Below are 17,411 nucleotides of genomic sequence, written 5' to 3' on the forward strand. Positions count from 1 at the left end.
GCGCGTGACAGCAGAGATCCAGTTCCAGCCCGGCGAACGCATCACCCACCACGAGTATGGCCATGGTGTCGTCCTTGACCCTGCGCGTGACGGCTATTTGCGCGCGTTCTTTGGAGTCGGCGAACGCCGAGTGCCGGCGGCGTCGCTGCGGCGCGAACTCACGCGCACCGAGCGCATCCTGCGCGCCGTGGATGGTGGCGCAGAGCGGTCGCGCAAGGCATGGCTGTCTTACGAGGCGCACGCGTTGCCGGTGATGGAAAGCGCCTCAGCGCTTACCTCGGCCAAGATCGACCTGTTACCGCATCAGGTGGTGCTGACGCACCGCATTGCCACCGCATCGCCCCGGCGTTATCTGATTGCCGACGAGGTGGGCTTGGGCAAAACTATCGAAACCGCGCTGATATTGCGAGAGCTGGCCAGCCGAGGCGAATTGACCCGCGCCCTGATGGTGGTGCCTGCGGGCCTTGTGAATAACTGGCACCGCGAGCTGAACGAAGTATTCAACCTCGACTTCGAGGTGTTCGGTTCCGAAGGCGACATCACCGACCGCAAGACCAATGCCTTCGCCAAGCACGACCGGCTGATCGCCAGCATCGATACCCTGAAGCGCCCCGCGCGCATCAAGCGCCTGCTGGACGCGCCACGCTGGGATCTGGTGGTGTTCGACGAAGCGCATCACCTCACGGCCTACAAGACCGGTGGCAAAGTCAGGAAAACCGAGAACTACAAGCTGGCCGAAGCGCTGAAAGATCACTCGCGCGACCTCGTGCTGCTGTCGGCCACGCCTCACCAGGGCAATCACTTCCAGTTCTGGATGCTGGCGCAGCTGCTGAACCCGACGCTGTTCCGAAGCCCCGAGGAAATGGTGGAGGAGCGGCACCGGCTCAACACGGTGATGTTCCGCCGCACCAAGGCCGACGCCTGCCAGCCCGATGGCTCACCTCTGTTCGCGCGGCGCTGGGTTCATACCGAATCCTTCGTGATGAATCAAGCCGAGCGGCTCTTCTACGAAAAGCTACGTGAGTATCTGGAAGACGGCTTCGACCTCGCGCGCCGTCAAGGTAACAAGGGGCGCGCATTGGGTTTCCTCATGGCGATCTTTCAGAAGATTGCTGCGTCGAGCTTCGCCGCCGTGCGCCGCACGCTCAAACGCCGTCTGTTGATGCTGACCCTGCACGAGGCGCTTCTGCGCGACAAGGAACTGGACATCGAAGGCCGCGAGCGCCTGACCGAGGAGGCGCGGGAGCTGATCCACGTGGAGTTCGGACTGTCGCGCGACAGCATCGGGCGCAGCGAAGTAGATCGCGTCCTGGCTGATCTAAAGTTCCGTTTGGTGAAGAAGCTGGATGAAGAGGCGCTGGAGATGGCCTCCGACCCTTACGGTAGCGAGTCTTCGGCCACGCACGCGGAAGAAGCCGCGTCGGCGGTGGTGAACCTCCATCTGCCCGAAGAGCGGCTGCGCATCGGCGACCTGCTGCGCGTGTTCCCGGGAGAGCGCGAGACCAAGATGCAAAAGCTGCTCGATGGCTTGGGAACACTGTGGCGGCAGAGTCCCAACGAGAAGATCGTGATCTTCGCCACCTACCTCGGTACAGTGGACATGATCGCCCGCGAGATCGAGCAGACGTTTCCGGGTCAGGGCGTCGCCGTGCTGAGAGGTGGCGATCACGGTGCGAAGGTCGCGGCGGAGCGACGCTTCCGCCAGAAGGACGGCCCGCGTGTGCTGGTCTGCACTGCGGCGGGACGCGAAGGCATCAACCTGCAGTTTGCGCGCGTCTTGTTCAATTTTGACTTGCCGTGGAATCCGATGGACATGGAGCAGCGCATCGGGCGCATCCATCGCTACGGGCAGAGCCATACCGCACAGGTCTACAACCTCGTGCTTTCTGACACCATCGAGGGCCGCATCTTCCTGCTGCTCGACGAGAAGCTCACCGAGATCGCCCGCACCGTCGGTAAGGTCGATGAACAAGGGAATGTCGCGGAAGACCTGCGTGCGCAGATTCTTGGGCAATTGTCCGAGCGACTGAACTACGACCGATTGTATCAGGAGGCGCTGTCCGACCCGGAGCTGAAACGCACACAGGTGGAGCTGGAGGCTGCGCTGTCGAACTCCCGCGAAGCGCGGCAGGTAGTGTTCGACCTGTTCCAAGACCTCGACGGCTTCAGTTTGGACGACTACAAGCCCTTCTCGGACGTGTCGTCCAGTTTGGATCGGCTTGTGCGTTTCCTTTCGGCGGCGGTCGCGGATCGCCACCAGAGACTAGTGAAGGTGGACGATGCCACGTACGACGTTATCACTGACGATGGCACTCGCCGCACGCGCTTCACTTTGAGTCGCGAAGCGGCGACAAATCAGGACGAGCTGCAGCTGATGGGCTTGGACCACCCGCTGGTGCAGGAAGAACTCGGCCGTTGGCGTACCTTGGCACCAGAGGAAGTAGGTATTGCGGTTTCGGGTGACATGGACGAGCCGGTACTGCTGTCGCTATGGATGGTAGAGGCGTCCGTCGGTAACGGTGAGCGCCGTGTGGTAGTTCAGCCCATAGCCGTCAAGCAGGACGGCACGCGCGTTCTGGTGGTCGAACGCCTATGCGAAAAGTATTTTCAGGCTGTCCCCGCCGCACCGACGCTCCGAGCGGAGCAACGAAGCGATTTGTTCGTCCGCGCTGTCGAGCCGACACTGCAGCGGGAGCTCAAGCACAAGGGTGCTGCGGACGGCGACGGCAGCTACTCGGCGGAGCTAGTTGGTTACGTTGAGATTTCATAGGGCAAGACATAGCATGCCGTCGTGAAGACATTCTGATGTAACTAGCAGACACTAACCATTGCCGCCCGTTGGGTTTATTTGGTTACCTAACGCGGGTAAGTGACGCACGCCGGCGTTGGTAGGCCAGACTCCGTGCTGCATTGGTGCGTGAATGATTGGTCGATGTGGTGGTACCGAGTGAACCCTCTCTTGAACTAGCGGCTTAACGCCTGGGTGGGATATTGACCGATCTCCAGCGCTTCTCCTTCGCCCCGCTTACCGATGAGGATAAGCGCGCCCTTGCTTCCGCAGTTCTGGATCTGTCGGGCTCGCCTGGGCCGTCGGACGACCCGGTTGCCGATCTCGCCCGATCAATCGTTACGCAAATCGAAGAAACACTGGCGCAGACGGCGAAGACCATGGCGCAGTTCGGTTCCTTCGGGAAAATCGGCGCTGCGCAGACGTTGCTCGAAGATAGTCTCCGCCAGAGCGAAGCTATAAAACGCCTGATTGATCCACTCTCGGCATTCGGAAAGCGTGCCTGATGCCTCATCTCGTCACGGGGCCGAGGGTGCGGACCGCTAGGGAGGAAGAAACAGGCTCGCCTGTGGCGGCACGAGCAACAGGTCGTTTTTGGCGATCGTACGTGCCGTACGGCGCTGCTGTCCTTCGGGGGAACGGACCATGAGCGCTTTATGATCGACCAACCGGGCCAAGGCCTGACGGAACTGATCGCTGCTCGCCGGCGAGGTGTTGCACAGATCGGCGAACAGGGTGCCGAACGCCGTCCCTTCCGGCGCGGCATGGACCCGCCGGATCAGCTGCGCTTCGAGCGCGGCCACGCTCGCCGCACCGGCCACATCGTCGAAGCAAAAGCCAAATTCGTTCTGACCGGCCGGGACCGCGTCGTGACTGGCCTGATAGCCCAGGAGGCCGAACATGTCGATGCCGGCGCCTCCGTAATGAATAAAATGGTTGTTCTTCTTCCAGTGCACTTGGGTCATGACATCCCGCGCTCGTGGATGCTGAGACAGATGCACCAACCAGTAGACCCCGTGCCCTGTGGTACGAATGAAGAACACCGTGTAGTAAGCCGCCCCGCATTGACGCACCAGTTCCTGATGCATCTGACCTTGGATATACAGCCGGGCATCCTTCTCGCTATGCCGGATGTCGTCAAAACGGCGGCCGCCAAAGGCCTCGCCCAGGCCGATACGGTCCAGCACGGCCTGGGTGCGGGGACCGTCGTGGGCAAAGTTGATGAAGGAATCCACCGCGAAGGTGAGGATTATTTCCGCCCTGGGAAGGCGCGCAAAGATGGAACGGATCTGGGCCGTCGGTACGTCCTTGTAGCCGTACTGATCCAGGAGAAAGATCGACCGCCCCGCCCGCGGGCTCTTCTGCGCGATGAAGGCCACGATCGCTTCCACATGCTGCGCGAAGGCACCCTTCAACAGCTTGATGTCCGTGCCGATGCGCGCTCCGTAACCTTGTTGCCGCAGGGTGCGATCGAGCGCGGCAAGAGCGTGCCGATCCTTCTCGACAAAGAAGTAGTCGATCGCCCACTCGAGGGCTTTCTGCCGTCCCAGTTCGATCGTCGCGCGGGCTTCTTGGGCGGCCTCGAGCATGATCAAGGGTGAACCCAGGACGGGTCGCCGCGAATCGGCATGGGTAAAGAGGCCGCCGCCGGCGAAGCCGTCCACCAGCGACAGGTTGACCTTGTCCTGCCCAGGACTGGTCACCAGCGTCCGGAAGTACGCGACCAGGTACTCGCGCAGCACCTCATGCTTAGCAACACTGTGTTGCTCGATGATCGCCGGGCCATCCTTCCATGAATACGGCGATAGCGTCATAGCGTCCTGCCTTAAAGCGCGTGGTGAACCGGCATCTCATCCCAAGTACGGCCGTTGAGCAAGCGGCCGTTCTTGGCCTTCGCCCGGCGTTTGCCGTCGGCCCCCCAGCCGCCCCACTGCTTGAAGAAGAATGCGACCGACTGCGTCTCGCACTGCAACCGGACGGCCTCGGCCCATTCCGGTTTCATTGGCCGGGCCTTCGGGCCGGATTCGCCGCCGACGATGACCCAGTGGATGTCCGTCAAGTCCAGCGGGCCGACATCCTCCAGCAGCGGTTCCACCGAGAGGAAGCGGATCCGCGCCGGCACCTGCCGCAGGTGGTCGATGCGGCGAACGCCATGGCGCTGGTTTTCCACCGAGACGCCCAACCACACATTGTCCGGCACACGACGGCCGCGGAAATACCGCGCCATGCGGGCCGCCCGCTTGGTGAGAATCTGGTAGCTGTGCTGCGGGGTGGCGGCGATCACCGCGAGCACCTGGTCGATATAGGTGTCCGGCACCTTTTCGTGGAAAAGGTCGGACATGGAATTGACGAAGTAGACGGTCGGCTTTTTGCGTTTGAGGGGGTCCTGCAGCCGCTCCGGAATCAAGCGCAGCGCGAATCCATTCTCGTAGCCAGGTGTACCCATCGCCTGCAGGCGACGCGCCATCACCTCGGCATAGCAGTGCTTGCAGCCGGCCGAAATCTTGGTGCACCCCACGATGGGGTTCCAGGTCTGTTCGGTCCATTCGATGCGTGAGGTCGTCGTCATCCGTCCAGTCCTCTCATGTCGTTCCGACATCAAGCGCGGGGCGCGCCGGTAGCACTATGCGCATAACCTTATTATAGTATGCGCATGAAATCGGATCAACCACTTAGCCCTCTTTCGCAAGAGGCCGCGCACGAGCTCGGGGTGCAGCTGAAACGGTGGAAAGCCGCTCGGGGATGGCGCCAAAGTGACTTGGGTCGTGTCGCGCAGCTGTCGCAGAGTCAGATCAGTCGCATCCTCGATGGCAAGGCCAGAGAAGTGACCCAAGCAGTGCTCCGACTCGCCAAGGCGGCCAACATCGACCTTGCCTTTCTGGAGGCAGCCGCGACCGATCCCGTGCGCGACCGTCTGCACGCGGAACTGGATCGGGCCTGGGACGGATCCCACGCCCAGGCCGAGGCACTGGTGTCGCTTCTGCGTGCCGCACGAGCCTTGGTCCAGACGCCGCAGGGCGCTTAGAAAGGAAGCCGCCGCTGCGACGTGACGTTGCTGACTTCGGCCCAGAACTGATCGGCTAAGGGATGTCGCCCGGCCAGCACGAGCCAGTACAACGGCTGATTCCGATTGCCGGCGACGCGTTCCACATGGCTGACCTTCAGCCCAAGGCGACCGATGAGCGCTTGCCAGTAACGCATGATCTCCACGACCACGATGCTGTTGCGGGCATGGGGATCTACGGCGGTTTCCCATCCGGGTGCGAAGGCGGAGAGCCTGCCGTTGGCCATCAGCCGTTTCACGTTGCGCTGCAGGTCCATCACGCTCACGTGGATGATGAGATCCATATGCTCGAACGCGGCCAGGGTTTCGATGATCCCGAAGGGCATGGCGTCGATGTTGAACGGATCCAGAAACGCCAGATGCAATCCGGTCGGCGACAACCGTGCCGCGACCTCGTGGACGGTGGTCTCTGCCTTGCCCACATAGGTGCTTATCGGAGGCGCCGTGATCCGTCCTAGGCGGGCGACACATGCCTCCAGATTCGCTGGCTCGTATTCGGCCAAATACACCTCACCGAAGGGCACCGTGCGGCCCGCTTCTGCCACCGCCACGAGCGGACTGCCGTCGATCACCTGATCGGTGGTACCGCGGATGCGTGCACGTCCGCTACCCGCATAGAGATCGATGTAGGTGGAATTCCCCTTGAACTTGCGCCGGGCGCCTCGCGAAATATCCACATAGTGACGAAGCCGCTTGTGCTTCTCTTCCGCCCATCCGCCGACGATGGCCCGAACGAGCTTGTCCTGCGGATCCACCTCGTAGCGTTCTTCAGGCCGCAGCGTCGGCATGCGATCGTCTCCCTGTGGGCCCCTGTGGCCACCGCTATTCCTATGGCCGCTAGTCGCCTAACGGAACTCACGTCTCATTTCCGCGTCCACGGCGGCAGCGGAATCCAGCGTCCGGCCCCGCTTTCGCAGCTCTCGAACTACGGCAAGCACCCGGTAAACCTCCCCCCGAGCCAGGCATTCCGTGACTGTTTTTCCCCCAGCACACGCCAATGGTTGGCTTTCGCACCAACAAACGGAGCGCTCGAGGCAGAAGGTCATGTCCTGGAGCATATCCAGGATGGCAAGAATGCAGCTCGCATACTCACTCCATGGCGCAATCCCGGAACTCCGCCAGCCCTCTTCCAGACACGCCTGGTCCATGCGCAAACGCCTCGCGAGCCGGTCAGCGCGAATGGCGCCGGTCGCCGGATCGGAGACGTCAGCCAGGAAGGCCGCAAACTCGATGCTCGATTCCAGACCAGAATTCACCAGTCGCATCGCCTTTGGTGGAGTCGCATCTTCTTTGGGAATTCACAGCCGACCAGGGCCACGCCCGACGCCGTATGGTGCGGCGCGCGGAATGGCCGGCGGCGCCAACAGCCGGGCTCGATGTCCTCACCGGACAACGAGCGGATGGCGCAGCTTTCCAGCGCCTCGGATTCCGTCATCGGTGGAAGGATGCCGGGGAGGCGCTCCGCGAGCATGGTCTTACCCGTGCCCGGTGGCCCCACCAGGAGGAGATGGTGCCCACCCGCCGCGGCGATCTCCAGGGCGCGACGCGCCTGGAACTGGCCGCGGATGTCCTGCATGTCAGGACCGCAGGCCGGCATGGCGAAGAAATCCGCGGCCTCCGGGCCCTTGAGCTCAGCGTGCCCTCCCAACCAGGCGCAGACCTCGGCGAGGCTGCCGGCAAGGAGGACATCGCCTTCCCCGATCAGCGAGGCTTCGGCCGCATTGGCCCGGGGCACGACGATGCGCCGTCCGCTGCGGCGCGCCCGGATGAGGGCGGGCAGGATGCCAGGCACGGCGCGAAGTTCGCCCGAGAGGGCGAGCTCGCCAAGGAATTCGCAATCGTCCAGGCGCTCGCGCGGCACCTGCGAGCCGGCGGCGAGGATGCCCAGGGCGATCGCGAGGTCGAACCGGCCGCCGTCCTTCGGCAACTCGGCCGGCGCCAGGTTTACCGTCACGCGGCGGTTCGGGTATTCGAAGGCGGTGTTCTGGATGGCGACCCGGACACGGTCACGCGCTTCCCGGACCGCCGCTTCCGGCAATCCGACGATGGAGGTGGAAGGCAGTCCGCCGGACAGGTGGACCTCGACGACGACTTGCGGCGCGGCGACACCTTCCTGCGCGCGCGACAATGTGACGGCGAGGCTCATGGTGCCGAGTATCGTAACCGGTAACGGATGTCGACCGGGTGCGAACGCTCACGTTCCTGGCGGGGCCCGGTCTGCACACGCGCTCCTTGCGCTCACTGGGAAAAATAACCGCCCCCGACCGCTCTCGGGGTGAGGGTGACGGATCGGGGGCGGTCCCGGGACGAGTGGCCGTCCTTATTGGCCGGGGTGCGCCGCGCCAGTTTCGAGGTCGGCGAGGCGTTTTTCCAAAAGCTCGAGCCGTTCGCGTGTACGCGCCAAAACCTGGCTCTGAACATCGAATTCTTCGCGGGTTACGAGATCGAGGCGGCGAAGTCCTTGCGCCAGAATGTCTTTGAAGTTGGCGTGCATATCCTCACGCGCTTGCGCCAACCCTGGCGGAACCAACGATGCCAACCGCTGTGCGAGTTGATCGATACCCTGCACATCCATCTTGCGCACCTCGATGTCGTGGATGAATTCTAAGTGATGAGTTTGTAGGCGCTATAGGCCTACACCCACACGTAGTGTAGGGTTTTTCCTACAAGCCACCGTATGGAGACGACCCCGGACCCGGATGGCACAATGGTCATCCGCGCGTCGCGCACGAGGAGTGATACATGAAGCTGGTGGTCGCCATCATCAAGCCTTTCAAGCTGGACGACGTCCGCGAAGCCCTGGCGGACGTCGGGGTCCAGGGGGTGACGGTGACGGAAGTGAAGGGCTTCGGCCGGCAGAAGGGCCATACCGAGCTGTACCGCGGCGCCGAGTACGTGGTCGATTTCCTGCCCAAGATCAAGCTGGAAGTGGCGGTAGCCGACGACCAGATCGAGCGCGTGGTCGAGGCGATCCAGCAGGCGGCGCGTACCGGCAAGATCGGCGACGGCAAGATCTTCGTCAGCCCCCTCGAACAGGTCATCCGCATCCGCACCGGCGAACTGGACAACGACGCTCTCTGAGCGAGGGCGCTCCAGGCGGGATCAAGCCGCCCGCAGCTCCCGCTGGTGGCGGCCGTGGTGGATGAGGATTCCGGTGTAATAGACCAGGTAATAGCCGACGGTCAGGCCCACGATCGCCATCGTCAGCGGGCTATTGCCCGGTGCGGGACCGCTGGCGGCCATCGCGGCGCCGCCGGCCATCGCCGGGGCCAGCATCAAGAAACGCCAGGCCAGCCGTCCCAGGAGGAGCGCGGTGAGCGCGCCGCCCATCCAGGGGTTGGGTACGTAGAAGTCCGTCCCATCGCCGCCGGTTTCGAAGCGGGTGAGGCGAAGGCCGAGCGCGAGGGCCAGCGCACCGCCGAGAACGACACCGCCCAGGGCGCCTTCGGCCAGCCGGATGTCCTGCAGGCCCGAAAGCATCATCAGGCCGATGACGACCGCGAAAATCGCGACGCGGACGGTCATCCTTTTCGTCCGGATCGGCTGGCGGCCGAAGCTGCCGCGGACGCGGCGGTACACGGCGAACGCCATCAGGGGAGCGGTGAAGATGAGCGAAATGGCGGACGGTGCCAGCATGACGATGCCTCTCGGTGTCGGTGTGAGGCAAGGTTAGCGAAACGGCGTCACCGTTCGAGGGGCGGTTGTGACCCATCGATGGTGACGCCTGTCATGCGCTACTTGGCCTTGCCCTGGTTGGCCACCGCGGCCATCTTGGCTTCGATCTCCGCCTGGTCGCCCAGGTAGTAGTGCTTCACCGGGCGAAGCTCGGCGTCGAATTCATAGACCAGCGGGATCCCGTTGGGGATGTTGAGCTCCGCGATGTCGTCGTCGGAGATGCCGTCGAAGAATTTCACCAGCGCGCGCATGGAGTTGCCGTGGGCTGCCATGAGGACGTTGTTGCCTGCCCGGATGGCCGGCGCCAGCACCTCGTGCCAGTACGGCAGCACGCGGGCGACCGTGTCCTTGAGGCATTCGGTCAGGGGCACGTCGATCCCGTTGTAGCGGTCGTCGTCGGCGAACGAGGTCGCCCCCGCCTCCAGCGCCGGGGGCGGCGTGTCGTAGCTGCGCCGCCAGATATGGACCTGCTCGTTGCCGTACTTCGCGGCGGTCTCGGCCTTGTTGAGGCCCGTCAGGGCGCCGTAGTGGCGCTCGTTGAGGCGCCAGTCGGTCACCACCGGGATCCACATCAGGTCCATCTCGTCCTGGACGTGCCACAGCGTGCGCACGGCGCGCTTCAGGTAGGAAGTGTGGGCGAGGTTGAAGGTGAAGCCGGCCTCCTTCAGGAGGCGCCCCGCCTCGCGGGCCTCGGCGATGCCCTGCTCGCTGAGGTCGACGTCGGCCCAGCCGCTGAAGCGATTTTCGAGGTTCCAGGCCGACTGGCCGTGGCGGATCATCACGAGCTTGTACATGGCGTCCAACGGTGGGAAGGAAAAATCCGATGGTGGAGCGTGGCCCCGGAGCCGTCAACTTTGCCGCCCGGAGAGGCCCGTGCCGTCAGTCACGCTAAACCTTGTGGCCGTTCGGTGCATCCTAGGGGTCCAATCCACCCGCGGAGTTCCGCAATGCGCCGTACCCTCCTTTCCCTCCTCATCGCCTTCTCCGTCTCGGGCGCCGCCCTCGCACAAGAGGACGTCAGCAAGGTCAACGGCACCGCCTCGGTCGAAGCGGGGCAGCACGCGGGCGACGTGCATACCGTCAACGGGTCGGTGCGCATCGGCGACCGCGCCGTCGTGCAGAAGGCCAGCACGGTGAATGGTTCGGTCGAGCTCGGCGACGGGGCCACGGCCACGATCGTGAAGTCGGTGAACGGCGCCGTGACGCTCGGCGAGAAGTCGCGCGTGTCCGACGAAGTCGAGACGGTGAACGGAAAGGTTCGACTCGAGCCGGGCGCGGAGGTGAAAGGGCACCTGTCGAACGTCAACGGCGAAATCAGCCTGGATCGCGCGCACGTCGGCGGCGGCATCGAAACGGTCAACGCGGACGTCACCATCGGCGAAGGCTCGAAGGTCGAAGGCGGCCTGGTCGTGAAGAAGCCGACGATGAGCTGGTTCAGCAGCAACGGCGACCGCGTGCCGAAGATCGTCATTGGCCCCCACGCCGTCGTCCAGGGCACGCTGAGCTTCGAGCGTGAGGTGGAACTCTACGTCAGCGACTCGGCCACGGTCGGCAAGATCGAAGGCGCCACGGCGAAGAAATTCGCCGGCTCCGCACCGTAAGCCGATTCAAACCCAATCGCGCGGCTTCAGGTATTCCTGCAGCCGCGCTTCGGGGCTGTCCGGCTCCGGCGCATAGCTGTACTCGAAACGCACGCGCGGCGGCAGGCTCATCAGGATCGACTCCGTGCGGCCGCCCGACTGCAGGCCGAACAGCGTGCCGCGGTCGTACACCAGGTTGAACTCCACGTAGCGGCCACGCCGGTACAACTGGAATTCGCGTTCGCGCTCGCCATAGGGCATGTCGCGGCGGCGCTCGACGATGGGGAGGTAGGCGTCGAGGAAGCCTTCCCCGATGTCGCGCGTGAAGTTCATGCAGCGCTCGAAGCCGCCCTCGTTGAGGTCGTCATAGAACAAGCCGCCCACGCCGCGCGTCTCGCCGCGATGCTTCAGGTAGAAGTACTCGTCACACCAGCGCTTGTAGCGCGCATAGACGTCGTCGCCGTACGGTTGGCACAGATCCTTCGCCACCGCATGCCAATGGCGGACGTCCTCGTCGAACGGATAGTAAGGCGTGAGGTCGAACCCGCCGCCGAACCACCACACCGGATCGCTGCCCTCCTTCGACGCCTCGAAATAGCGCACATTGGCGTGGGTCGTCGGAATGTACGGGTTGCGCGGATGCAACACGAGCGAGACGCCCGTGGCGATGAAGCTGCCGCCGACGAGGTCGGGACGGTGCGCCGTGGCGCTCGGCGGCAGCGGCGAGCCTGACACGCGGGAGAAGTTGACGCCCGCCTGTTCGAAGATGCCGCCGTCGCGGAGCACCCGCGTCCGGCCGCCACCGCCGGCGGGCCGCGTCCAGGCGTCTTCCTCGAAGCGCGCCTTGCCGTCGACCGCCTCGATGGCGGTGCAGATGCGGTCCTGCAGGCCGCGGAGGAACGACGCGGCAAGCTCGGCTTGTTCGGACATGACGGGTCCTCGGGCGATGACAGGCCGCAGAGCTTAGCAAGCCACGCAGCCTTGCCACTGCGGCACGCCGCCGCGCGGCTCCCTCAGGAGATCCGCGTGGCCATCCGCCGGTTGCCGGTCAGGGCGGCCCAGCGCATGCCGGTATCGATCCACATGAGGTAACCGGCCTCCATCAGCAGCCGCGCCAGGTAGCGGCCACGAAGTGGCAGGCGCTCCTCGGCGGCGAGTGGCTCGGCGTCGAAACCGAGCCGCCTGGCCAGGTACAGGCAACGCGCCAAGTGGTAACGGCTGGTCACGAGCCAGACGGGCGGCAGCGGCTCGTCGTCGCGCTCTCGCAATAACACACGGGCGTGGCGCAGGTTTTCGAGCGAGTCGATGGAGGCCTGCTCCAGTTCGAGCGGTACGGCCGGCGGCCACCCTTCGGCCTCGAGCCAGCGGCGACCGGCCTCGGCCTCGCTGATGGCACCGCCACTGTAACCGCCCAGCAGGAAGACCCGCTCGGCCTGCCCCGCCAGCGCGTCGGTCCGCGCGCGAGCGAGGCGCCCGGCGAAATCGGATTCCGGCCAATCGCGAACGAGACGGCGCCCGAAGATCAGCATCGCCCGACGACTGGCGGCCCGCGCCGGCGCACGTGCCGCGAGCCAGCTGACACGCGCGAGATGCGCCACGTAGACGAGGCCCAGGCTGGCGACGAAAACGAACAAGGTGGCGAAGGCCGCCACGAGGATGTCGCGGTCGCTGAGGTAACGCCATACGCCGCGGCGCAGAATTTTCGGAGCCTGGATACCGGACATGGAAGCATCCTGAAGAGGCGCAGTATCGCCGAACGCACTCGGGACGCACTAGCGTTCACGCGACGCTGTCGATCAAAAAGGATAGGCTCGCCGCATGCCCCATCCCATGACACCGTTAGCCATTCGCGCCTACACCGCTACCTCCGCCCTCGGCCGCGGGCTGCAAGCCCACGCCGACGCCCTCGCCGACTCGCGCGGCGGACTGACCCGGAACGATTTCAGCGTGGCGCCCCTCGACTGCTGGATCGGCCGCGTGGCCGGCGTCGAAGACGAAGCGCTTCCCCCGGAACTCGCCGAGTGGGACTGCCGCAACAACCGCCTCGCATGGATCGCCCTGCAGCAGGACGGCTTCGCGGACGCCGTGCGTGCGACGCGCGAACGGTACGGCGCAAACAGGGTCGCCGTGCTCCTCGGCACGTCCACGGCGAGCATCGGCGCGACGGAAGAAGGCTACCGGCGCCTCGACCATGGCCGCATGCCGGCGGACCTGCATCGTCCGGTCTTGCATACGCCCCACTCGCTGGCGAGCTTCGTCGCCGCGGCGTTCGAACTCGAGGGCCCGTGCCTCACCGTGGCGACCGCGTGCTCGTCCAGCGCCAAGGTGTTCGCCAACGCCGAGCGCATGATCCGCCTCGGACTGATCGACGCGGCCGTCGTCGGCGGAACGGACACGCTGTGCGACAGCGTGCTGTTCGGATTCAATTCGCTCGAGCTCGTCTCGCCGGAACCGTGTCGGCCATTCGACGCCGGGCGCAGCGGCATCTCCATTGGCGAAGCCGCGGGTTTCGCCATCCTCGAGCGCGTGGAAGCAGCCAAGGACGCCGCCCTTCTGATCGGGTATGGCGAGGCCAGCGACGCACACCACATGTCCACGCCGCATCCGGAAGGCCTCGGCGCGGAACTGGCGCTGCGCGATGCGCTGGCCCGCGCGGGCATCGAGCCGTCCGATGTCGATTACATCAACCTGCACGGCACCGCGAGCCAGAAGAACGACGAGGTGGAAGCCGCGCTTGTCGCGCGCACCTTCCCCGCCTCCACCCGGGCGAGTTCGACCAAGGGCTTCACCGGCCATACGCTGGGAGCGGCGGGCGTGCTCGAAGCGGCGATCACGCTGCTCGCGATGCGCGACGGTCGCATCCCCGGCAACCTCGGCGCCGACACGCCCGATCCGTTGTGCGGCCCGCAGATGGCATGGCGCCCGGAGCAGGCGGACATTCGCATCGCCCTGAGCAACTCCTTCGGCTTCGGCGGCAACAATGCCTGCCTGGCCTTCGCCCGTGCGGAGGAACGCGCATGAGCGCCGCGTTGTCCGTCTGGGTCAGTGGCATCGGCCTCTGGGCGCCCGGCGCTCCGAACTGGCACGCGTTCCGCGAGATCGCCGCGGGTGCCGCCGCACCCGGGGAGAACGAGCGTCCGCTCGCCGACACCCTGCCGCCGAACGAACGCCGCCGCGCCCCTGAAAGCGTATTGCTCGCCGTGGCCGCCGCGGGTCAGGCCGTGCGCATGAGCGGCCGCGACGCCGCCGCCCTGCCCTGCGTCTTCGCTTCCGCGCACGGCGACCAGGTCATCACCGATTACATGTGCGAGACGCTGGCCAGCGCGCCACGCGATCTGTCGCCGACGAAATTCCACAACTCCGTGCACAACGCGCCCGCGGGTTACTGGACCATCGCTACCGGTTGCCACGCTGCCTCGAGCGCCGTTTCCGGCGGCGAGGAAGCCTTTGGCGCCGGGCTGCTGGAAGCCGCCGCGCTCGCGGTGGCGGACGACCGGGACGTCCTCCTGGCCAGCTACGACATCGCCGGCACCGGTCCGCTCGGCGGCATGACCAGCACCACCGGCCCCTTCGCCGCGGCGCTGGTGCTGTCGCCACGCGCGGACGGTGCGGCGGTGCGGCTGGACATCACTCCGGAACGCGGCAACAGCGGCAGCGATGCCCTCGGCGACGCGTGGCTCGACGGACTGGCGGCGAGCAATCCCTCCGCCCGCGCCGTGCCGCTGATGCTCGCGCTAGCGCTGACGCGTCCATCGGCGCTACGCCTGCCGGCCGCGCGCGGCCTCGACCTGCACATCGACGTCGGCGTGGCCGCATGAACGCCGCCACGCCGCGTTACTGCATCCTCATTCCGTGCCTCAACGAGGAACGCGCGATCGGGCGCGTCGTCGGCGAGGCGCTGGCGCTCGGGCTGCCGGTCATCGTCGTCGACGACGGCTCGGACGATCGCACCCCGGAAATCGTGGGCGCCATGCCAGTCACCCTCCTCCGCCACGAGACCCGCCGCGGCAAGGGTGAAGCCTTGCGCACCGGCTTCCGCGAAGTCCGCCGCATGGGCTATGACGCGGTGGTGACGATGGACGGCGACGGCCAGCACCTGGCTTCCGACATCCCGGCCATCCTGGCCGCGGCCGAACGCTTTCCCGGCCACATCGTGATCGGTGCGCGCCTGCTCGAGCGCGAGCAGCAGCCACCGGGCCGGCGGCGCGCCAACGCCGTGGCCGACTGGGGTATCTCCTGGGCATGCGGGCACCCGATCGCCGACACGCAAAGCGGTCAGCGGCTCTACCCGCGGGCGACGCTCGACCTGGTCGACCTCCCCGCCGAGCATTTCGTCTTCGAGGCCGCCGTGCTCATCACGGCCTGCCGCGAGCGCGGGATCGGCGTGGTCTCCGTCCCCATCGCGTCGCGCTACCAGGGCGAATTCCGCCTCAGCCACTTCAGTCCGGTGCGCGACGTATCGCGGATCACCTTCTACACGATCGGCCGGCTGGTCCATTACGGCAGCGTCCTCGCCAGCTACCGCCGGTCGCGGGCCCGTCCCACCATCGTGGACGACCAGGGAACGCTCCAGGGGCGGTAAGCTCGACAACACACTGACATCGCGAACGAAGGGGTCGAATCGATGGATCGCAAGCCGCACGACGCCGTCATCCTGGGCGGGGGCCTGGCCGGACTGACGCTCGCCATGCAACTGAAGGGCGCCTATCCCGACATGGACATCGCCGTGCTCGAACGACATGTCCGTCCCTTCCCCGAAGCGGCATTCAAGGTGGGCGAGTCGACGGTCGAGATCGCCGCGCACTACTTCGGCGACACCCTCGGGTTGCTCCCGCACCTCGAGGAAGCGCATATCCGCAAGTTCGGCTTCCGCTTCTTCTTCTCCGAAGGCAGCGACAACCTCGAGGACGTCACCGAGCTGGGTGTCAGTGCCGTGCTGCCGACACCGAGCTACCAGATCGACCGCGGCATCCTCGAAAACTTCCTGGGCGACGAGGCCCGGCGGCGCGGCATCGATTTCCGCGAAGGCGTCACCGTCCGCGGCTTCGATGTCGGTGCCGGCGACGACGACCACACCGTGCGCTTCGTGCGCGACGGCGTCGAGGAGAGCCTGCAGGCCCGATGGCTGCTCGATGCATCCGGTCGCGCGGGACTCATGCGCCGCAAGCTGGACCTGACGCGCGACAACGGCCACCACGCCAACGCGGTGTGGTTCCGCATCGGCGAACGCCTGGCCATCGACGACTGGTGCGACGATCCGGTGTGGAAGGACCGCTGCCATCCGCCGGAGCGTTGGCGGTCGACGAACCACCTCGTCGGCCCCGGTTATTGGGTGTGGTTGATTCCGCTGTCGTCCGGTGCGCATTCCGTCGGCATCGTCGCCGATGCGGCGATGCACCCGCTGGAAGGCATGAAGACCTTCGACCTCGCGCTGGCCTGGCTGGAAGAGCACCAGCCCGTCGTGGCGCGGCACGTGGCATCGCACCGCGAGAAACTCCTGGACTTCGCGTTCTTCCGGAATTTCTCGTATGGCTGCTCGCGGATGTTCTCGTCCGATCGCTGGGCACTCACGGGAGAAGCCGGTGCCTTCCTCGATCCGTTCTATTCGCCCGGCAGCGACTTCATCGCCATTGCCAATACGTACATCACGCTGCTGGTCGGCATCGACCGCCGGGGCGAGCGACTTTCCTCCCATGCCCGCCATTACGAGCGGATGTTCTTCTCGTTCTACGACGGCACGCTGCGGATGTACCGCGGCCAGTACAACCTCTTCGGCGATCCGGAAGTACTGCCGGTCAAGGTGATCTGGGATTACGCGTACTACTGGGGCGTGCTCTGCCAGATCGTCTTCCAGGACCGCCTCGGGGACGCCGACTTCATCACCCGCATGGGCCCGGAACTCATGGAGTCCGCCCAGCTCAATACCGTCATGCAGACGTTCTTCCAGCGCTGGCACGCGGTGTCGGAACGGCGCAACGGGAAGGCGATGATGGACCAGCGCGACCTGACCTGGTTCGCCGAGATGAATGCCACGCTGCACGACAGCCTCAACGACGACACCCTCGCCCGGCGCCTGCGCGACAACGTGCACATGATGCGCGCACTGGCCGCGAGCATCGTCGAGCACGCTGCGGCGGACCATCCGTCGGTGGTCGCGGGCTACGAGCACCTCATCGATGTCGAAGGGCGACGGATGGCGTTGTTCGCGCGGGTGGCTTGATCAGATAGACGTACTGCCGTCGCGATCCGTGAGACGGCGGCGTAGCAGACTGTTCTTCGTCGGTCCGGAGGGGCCGGTCAGGCT

17 protein-coding genes and 1 pseudogene are annotated in these 17,411 nt (G+C 65.4%); 9 read left to right on the plus strand and 9 right to left on the minus strand.

Annotated features, from left to right (window positions below):
* Nucleotides 1–4 precede the first annotated feature (4 nt).
* Together ACQKIE_RS07350 and ACQKIE_RS07355 are read left to right on the plus strand one after the other, a co-directional pair.
* Nucleotides 5–2,770 (plus strand): DEAD/DEAH box helicase, encoded by a 2,766-nt coding sequence (locus ACQKIE_RS07350; protein WP_427457364.1) that lies wholly within the window; start codon nt 5–7, stop codon nt 2,768–2,770.
* 221 nt (nt 2,771–2,991) lie between these two features.
* Nucleotides 2,992–3,294, plus strand: a complete 303-nt coding sequence (locus ACQKIE_RS07355; protein WP_427457366.1) for a hypothetical protein — start codon at nt 2,992–2,994, stop codon at nt 3,292–3,294.
* Between the two features lie 36 nt (nt 3,295–3,330).
* On the opposite strand, the gene ACQKIE_RS07360 is transcribed toward ACQKIE_RS07355, so the two are convergent.
* Together ACQKIE_RS07360 and ACQKIE_RS07365 are read right to left on the minus strand one after the other, a co-directional pair.
* Nucleotides 3,331–4,602, minus strand: a complete 1,272-nt coding sequence (locus ACQKIE_RS07360) for a three-Cys-motif partner protein TcmP (RefSeq protein ID WP_427457368.1) — start codon at nt 4,600–4,602, stop codon at nt 3,331–3,333.
* An 11-nt stretch (nt 4,603–4,613) separates the two neighbouring features.
* Entirely contained in the window at nt 4,614–5,357 is a 744-nt protein-coding gene (locus ACQKIE_RS07365; RefSeq protein WP_427457370.1) for a DUF5131 family protein, read from the minus strand.
* Between the two features lie 84 nt (nt 5,358–5,441).
* Between ACQKIE_RS07365 and ACQKIE_RS07370 the strand changes: the two genes are divergently transcribed.
* Complete coding sequence (locus tag ACQKIE_RS07370) at nt 5,442–5,813, plus strand: helix-turn-helix domain-containing protein (RefSeq protein WP_427457372.1); 372 nt, start codon at nt 5,442–5,444, stop codon at nt 5,811–5,813.
* Here ACQKIE_RS07370 and tcmP read toward each other — a convergent pair.
* The 3 genes and pseudogenes from tcmP to ubiK form a co-directional block, all read right to left on the minus strand.
* Nucleotides 5,810–6,640 carry a three-Cys-motif partner protein TcmP gene (gene tcmP, locus ACQKIE_RS07375; RefSeq protein WP_427457374.1) on the minus strand — a complete coding sequence of 277 codons (831 nt, stop codon included), beginning with the start codon at nt 6,638–6,640 and terminating at the stop codon, nt 5,810–5,812. The genes ACQKIE_RS07370 and tcmP overlap by 4 nt on opposite strands.
* Nucleotides 6,641–7,155: 515 nt before the next feature.
* Nucleotides 7,156–7,998 (minus strand): annotated as a pseudogene (locus ACQKIE_RS07380) (YifB family Mg chelatase-like AAA ATPase); the annotation flags it as partial.
* A 174-nt stretch (nt 7,999–8,172) separates the two neighbouring features.
* Nucleotides 8,173–8,427: a ubiquinone biosynthesis accessory factor UbiK gene (gene ubiK, locus ACQKIE_RS07385; protein ID WP_427458411.1), complete on the minus strand. Its 255-nt coding sequence runs from the start codon at nt 8,425–8,427 to the stop codon at nt 8,173–8,175.
* 167 nt (nt 8,428–8,594) lie between these two features.
* Here ubiK and glnK point away from each other — a divergent pair, with 167 nt between their 5' ends.
* Entirely contained in the window at nt 8,595–8,933 is a 339-nt protein-coding gene (gene glnK / locus ACQKIE_RS07390; protein WP_166699925.1) for a P-II family nitrogen regulator, read from the plus strand.
* A 21-nt stretch (nt 8,934–8,954) separates the two neighbouring features.
* Here the strand turns inward: glnK and ACQKIE_RS07395 are convergent, their stop codons facing one another.
* Both ACQKIE_RS07395 and gpmA read right to left on the minus strand, forming a co-directional pair.
* A complete protein-coding gene (locus ACQKIE_RS07395) occupies nt 8,955–9,488 on the minus strand; it encodes a DUF1453 domain-containing protein (protein ID WP_427457377.1) in 534 nt (177 codons plus the stop codon).
* A 98-nt stretch (nt 9,489–9,586) separates the two neighbouring features.
* Nucleotides 9,587–10,321 (minus strand): 2,3-diphosphoglycerate-dependent phosphoglycerate mutase, encoded by a 735-nt coding sequence (gene gpmA, locus ACQKIE_RS07400; RefSeq protein WP_427457379.1) that lies wholly within the window; start codon nt 10,319–10,321, stop codon nt 9,587–9,589.
* 153 nt (nt 10,322–10,474) lie between these two features.
* Here gpmA and ACQKIE_RS07405 point away from each other — a divergent pair, with 153 nt between their 5' ends.
* Nucleotides 10,475–11,128, plus strand: a complete 654-nt coding sequence (locus ACQKIE_RS07405) for a hypothetical protein (protein WP_427457381.1) — start codon at nt 10,475–10,477, stop codon at nt 11,126–11,128.
* A gap of 6 nt (nt 11,129–11,134) precedes the next feature.
* Here the strand turns inward: ACQKIE_RS07405 and hemF are convergent, their stop codons facing one another.
* Nucleotides 11,135–12,037 (minus strand): oxygen-dependent coproporphyrinogen oxidase, encoded by a 903-nt coding sequence (gene hemF, locus ACQKIE_RS07410; RefSeq protein WP_427457383.1) that lies wholly within the window; start codon nt 12,035–12,037, stop codon nt 11,135–11,137.
* Nucleotides 12,038–12,120: 83 nt separating this feature from the next.
* On the minus strand, nt 12,121–12,831 hold the full coding sequence (locus tag ACQKIE_RS07415) for a YdcF family protein (RefSeq protein ID WP_427457385.1): 711 nt from the start codon (nt 12,829–12,831) through the stop codon (nt 12,121–12,123).
* Nucleotides 12,832–12,925: 94 nt separating this feature from the next.
* Here ACQKIE_RS07415 and ACQKIE_RS07420 point away from each other — a divergent pair, with 94 nt between their 5' ends.
* Genes ACQKIE_RS07420 through ACQKIE_RS07435 form a run of 4 tightly spaced genes read left to right on the plus strand, consistent with a single transcriptional unit; the run spans nt 12,926 to nt 17,327 of the window.
* The gene (locus ACQKIE_RS07420) at nt 12,926–14,128 is read left to right on the plus strand and encodes a beta-ketoacyl-[acyl-carrier-protein] synthase family protein (RefSeq protein ID WP_427457387.1); all 1,203 of its coding nucleotides are present in this window, start codon (nt 12,926–12,928) and stop codon (nt 14,126–14,128) included.
* Nucleotides 14,125–14,925, plus strand: a complete 801-nt coding sequence (locus ACQKIE_RS07425) for a beta-ketoacyl synthase chain length factor (RefSeq protein WP_427457389.1) — start codon at nt 14,125–14,127, stop codon at nt 14,923–14,925. Before ACQKIE_RS07420 ends, ACQKIE_RS07425 begins: the two co-directional genes overlap by 4 nt.
* Nucleotides 14,922–15,689, plus strand: coding sequence for a glycosyltransferase family 2 protein (locus ACQKIE_RS07430; RefSeq protein ID WP_427457391.1), 768 nt, complete (start codon nt 14,922–14,924; stop codon nt 15,687–15,689). The genes ACQKIE_RS07425 and ACQKIE_RS07430 overlap by 4 nt, the downstream gene beginning before the upstream one ends.
* 42 nt (nt 15,690–15,731) lie before the next feature.
* Nucleotides 15,732–17,327 (plus strand): NAD(P)/FAD-dependent oxidoreductase, encoded by a 1,596-nt coding sequence (locus ACQKIE_RS07435; protein WP_427457393.1) that lies wholly within the window; start codon nt 15,732–15,734, stop codon nt 17,325–17,327.
* Nucleotides 17,328–17,411 lie beyond the last annotated feature (84 nt).

It is taken from the genome of Luteibacter sp. NPDC031894, assembly GCF_050273135.1.
Lineage (GTDB): Bacteria > Pseudomonadota > Gammaproteobacteria > Xanthomonadales > Rhodanobacteraceae > Luteibacter.

Coding starts and splice junctions, on each gene's coding strand:
- ACQKIE_RS07395 (WP_427457377.1), bottom strand. CDS start 9,488: ATGCTGGCACCGTCCGCCATTTCGCTCATCTTCACCGCTCCCCTGATG.
- ACQKIE_RS07415 (WP_427457385.1), bottom strand. CDS start 12,831: ATGTCCGGTATCCAGGCTCCGAAAATTCTGCGCCGCGGCGTATGGCGT.
- ACQKIE_RS07365 (WP_427457370.1), bottom strand. CDS start 5,357: ATGACGACGACCTCACGCATCGAATGGACCGAACAGACCTGGAACCCC.
- glnK (WP_166699925.1), top strand. CDS start 8,595: ATGAAGCTGGTGGTCGCCATCATCAAGCCTTTCAAGCTGGACGACGTC.
- ACQKIE_RS07370 (WP_427457372.1), top strand. CDS start 5,442: ATGAAATCGGATCAACCACTTAGCCCTCTTTCGCAAGAGGCCGCGCAC.
- ACQKIE_RS07425 (WP_427457389.1), top strand. CDS start 14,125: ATGAGCGCCGCGTTGTCCGTCTGGGTCAGTGGCATCGGCCTCTGGGCG.
- tcmP (WP_427457374.1), bottom strand. CDS start 6,640: ATGCCGACGCTGCGGCCTGAAGAACGCTACGAGGTGGATCCGCAGGAC.
- ACQKIE_RS07430 (WP_427457391.1), top strand. CDS start 14,922: ATGAACGCCGCCACGCCGCGTTACTGCATCCTCATTCCGTGCCTCAAC.
- ACQKIE_RS07420 (WP_427457387.1), top strand. CDS start 12,926: ATGCCCCATCCCATGACACCGTTAGCCATTCGCGCCTACACCGCTACC.
- ACQKIE_RS07435 (WP_427457393.1), top strand. CDS start 15,732: ATGGATCGCAAGCCGCACGACGCCGTCATCCTGGGCGGGGGCCTGGCC.
- ubiK (WP_427458411.1), bottom strand. CDS start 8,427: ATGGATGTGCAGGGTATCGATCAACTCGCACAGCGGTTGGCATCGTTG.
- ACQKIE_RS07360 (WP_427457368.1), bottom strand. CDS start 4,602: ATGACGCTATCGCCGTATTCATGGAAGGATGGCCCGGCGATCATCGAG.
- hemF (WP_427457383.1), bottom strand. CDS start 12,037: ATGTCCGAACAAGCCGAGCTTGCCGCGTCGTTCCTCCGCGGCCTGCAG.
- ACQKIE_RS07405 (WP_427457381.1), top strand. CDS start 10,475: ATGCGCCGTACCCTCCTTTCCCTCCTCATCGCCTTCTCCGTCTCGGGC.
- gpmA (WP_427457379.1), bottom strand. CDS start 10,321: ATGTACAAGCTCGTGATGATCCGCCACGGCCAGTCGGCCTGGAACCTC.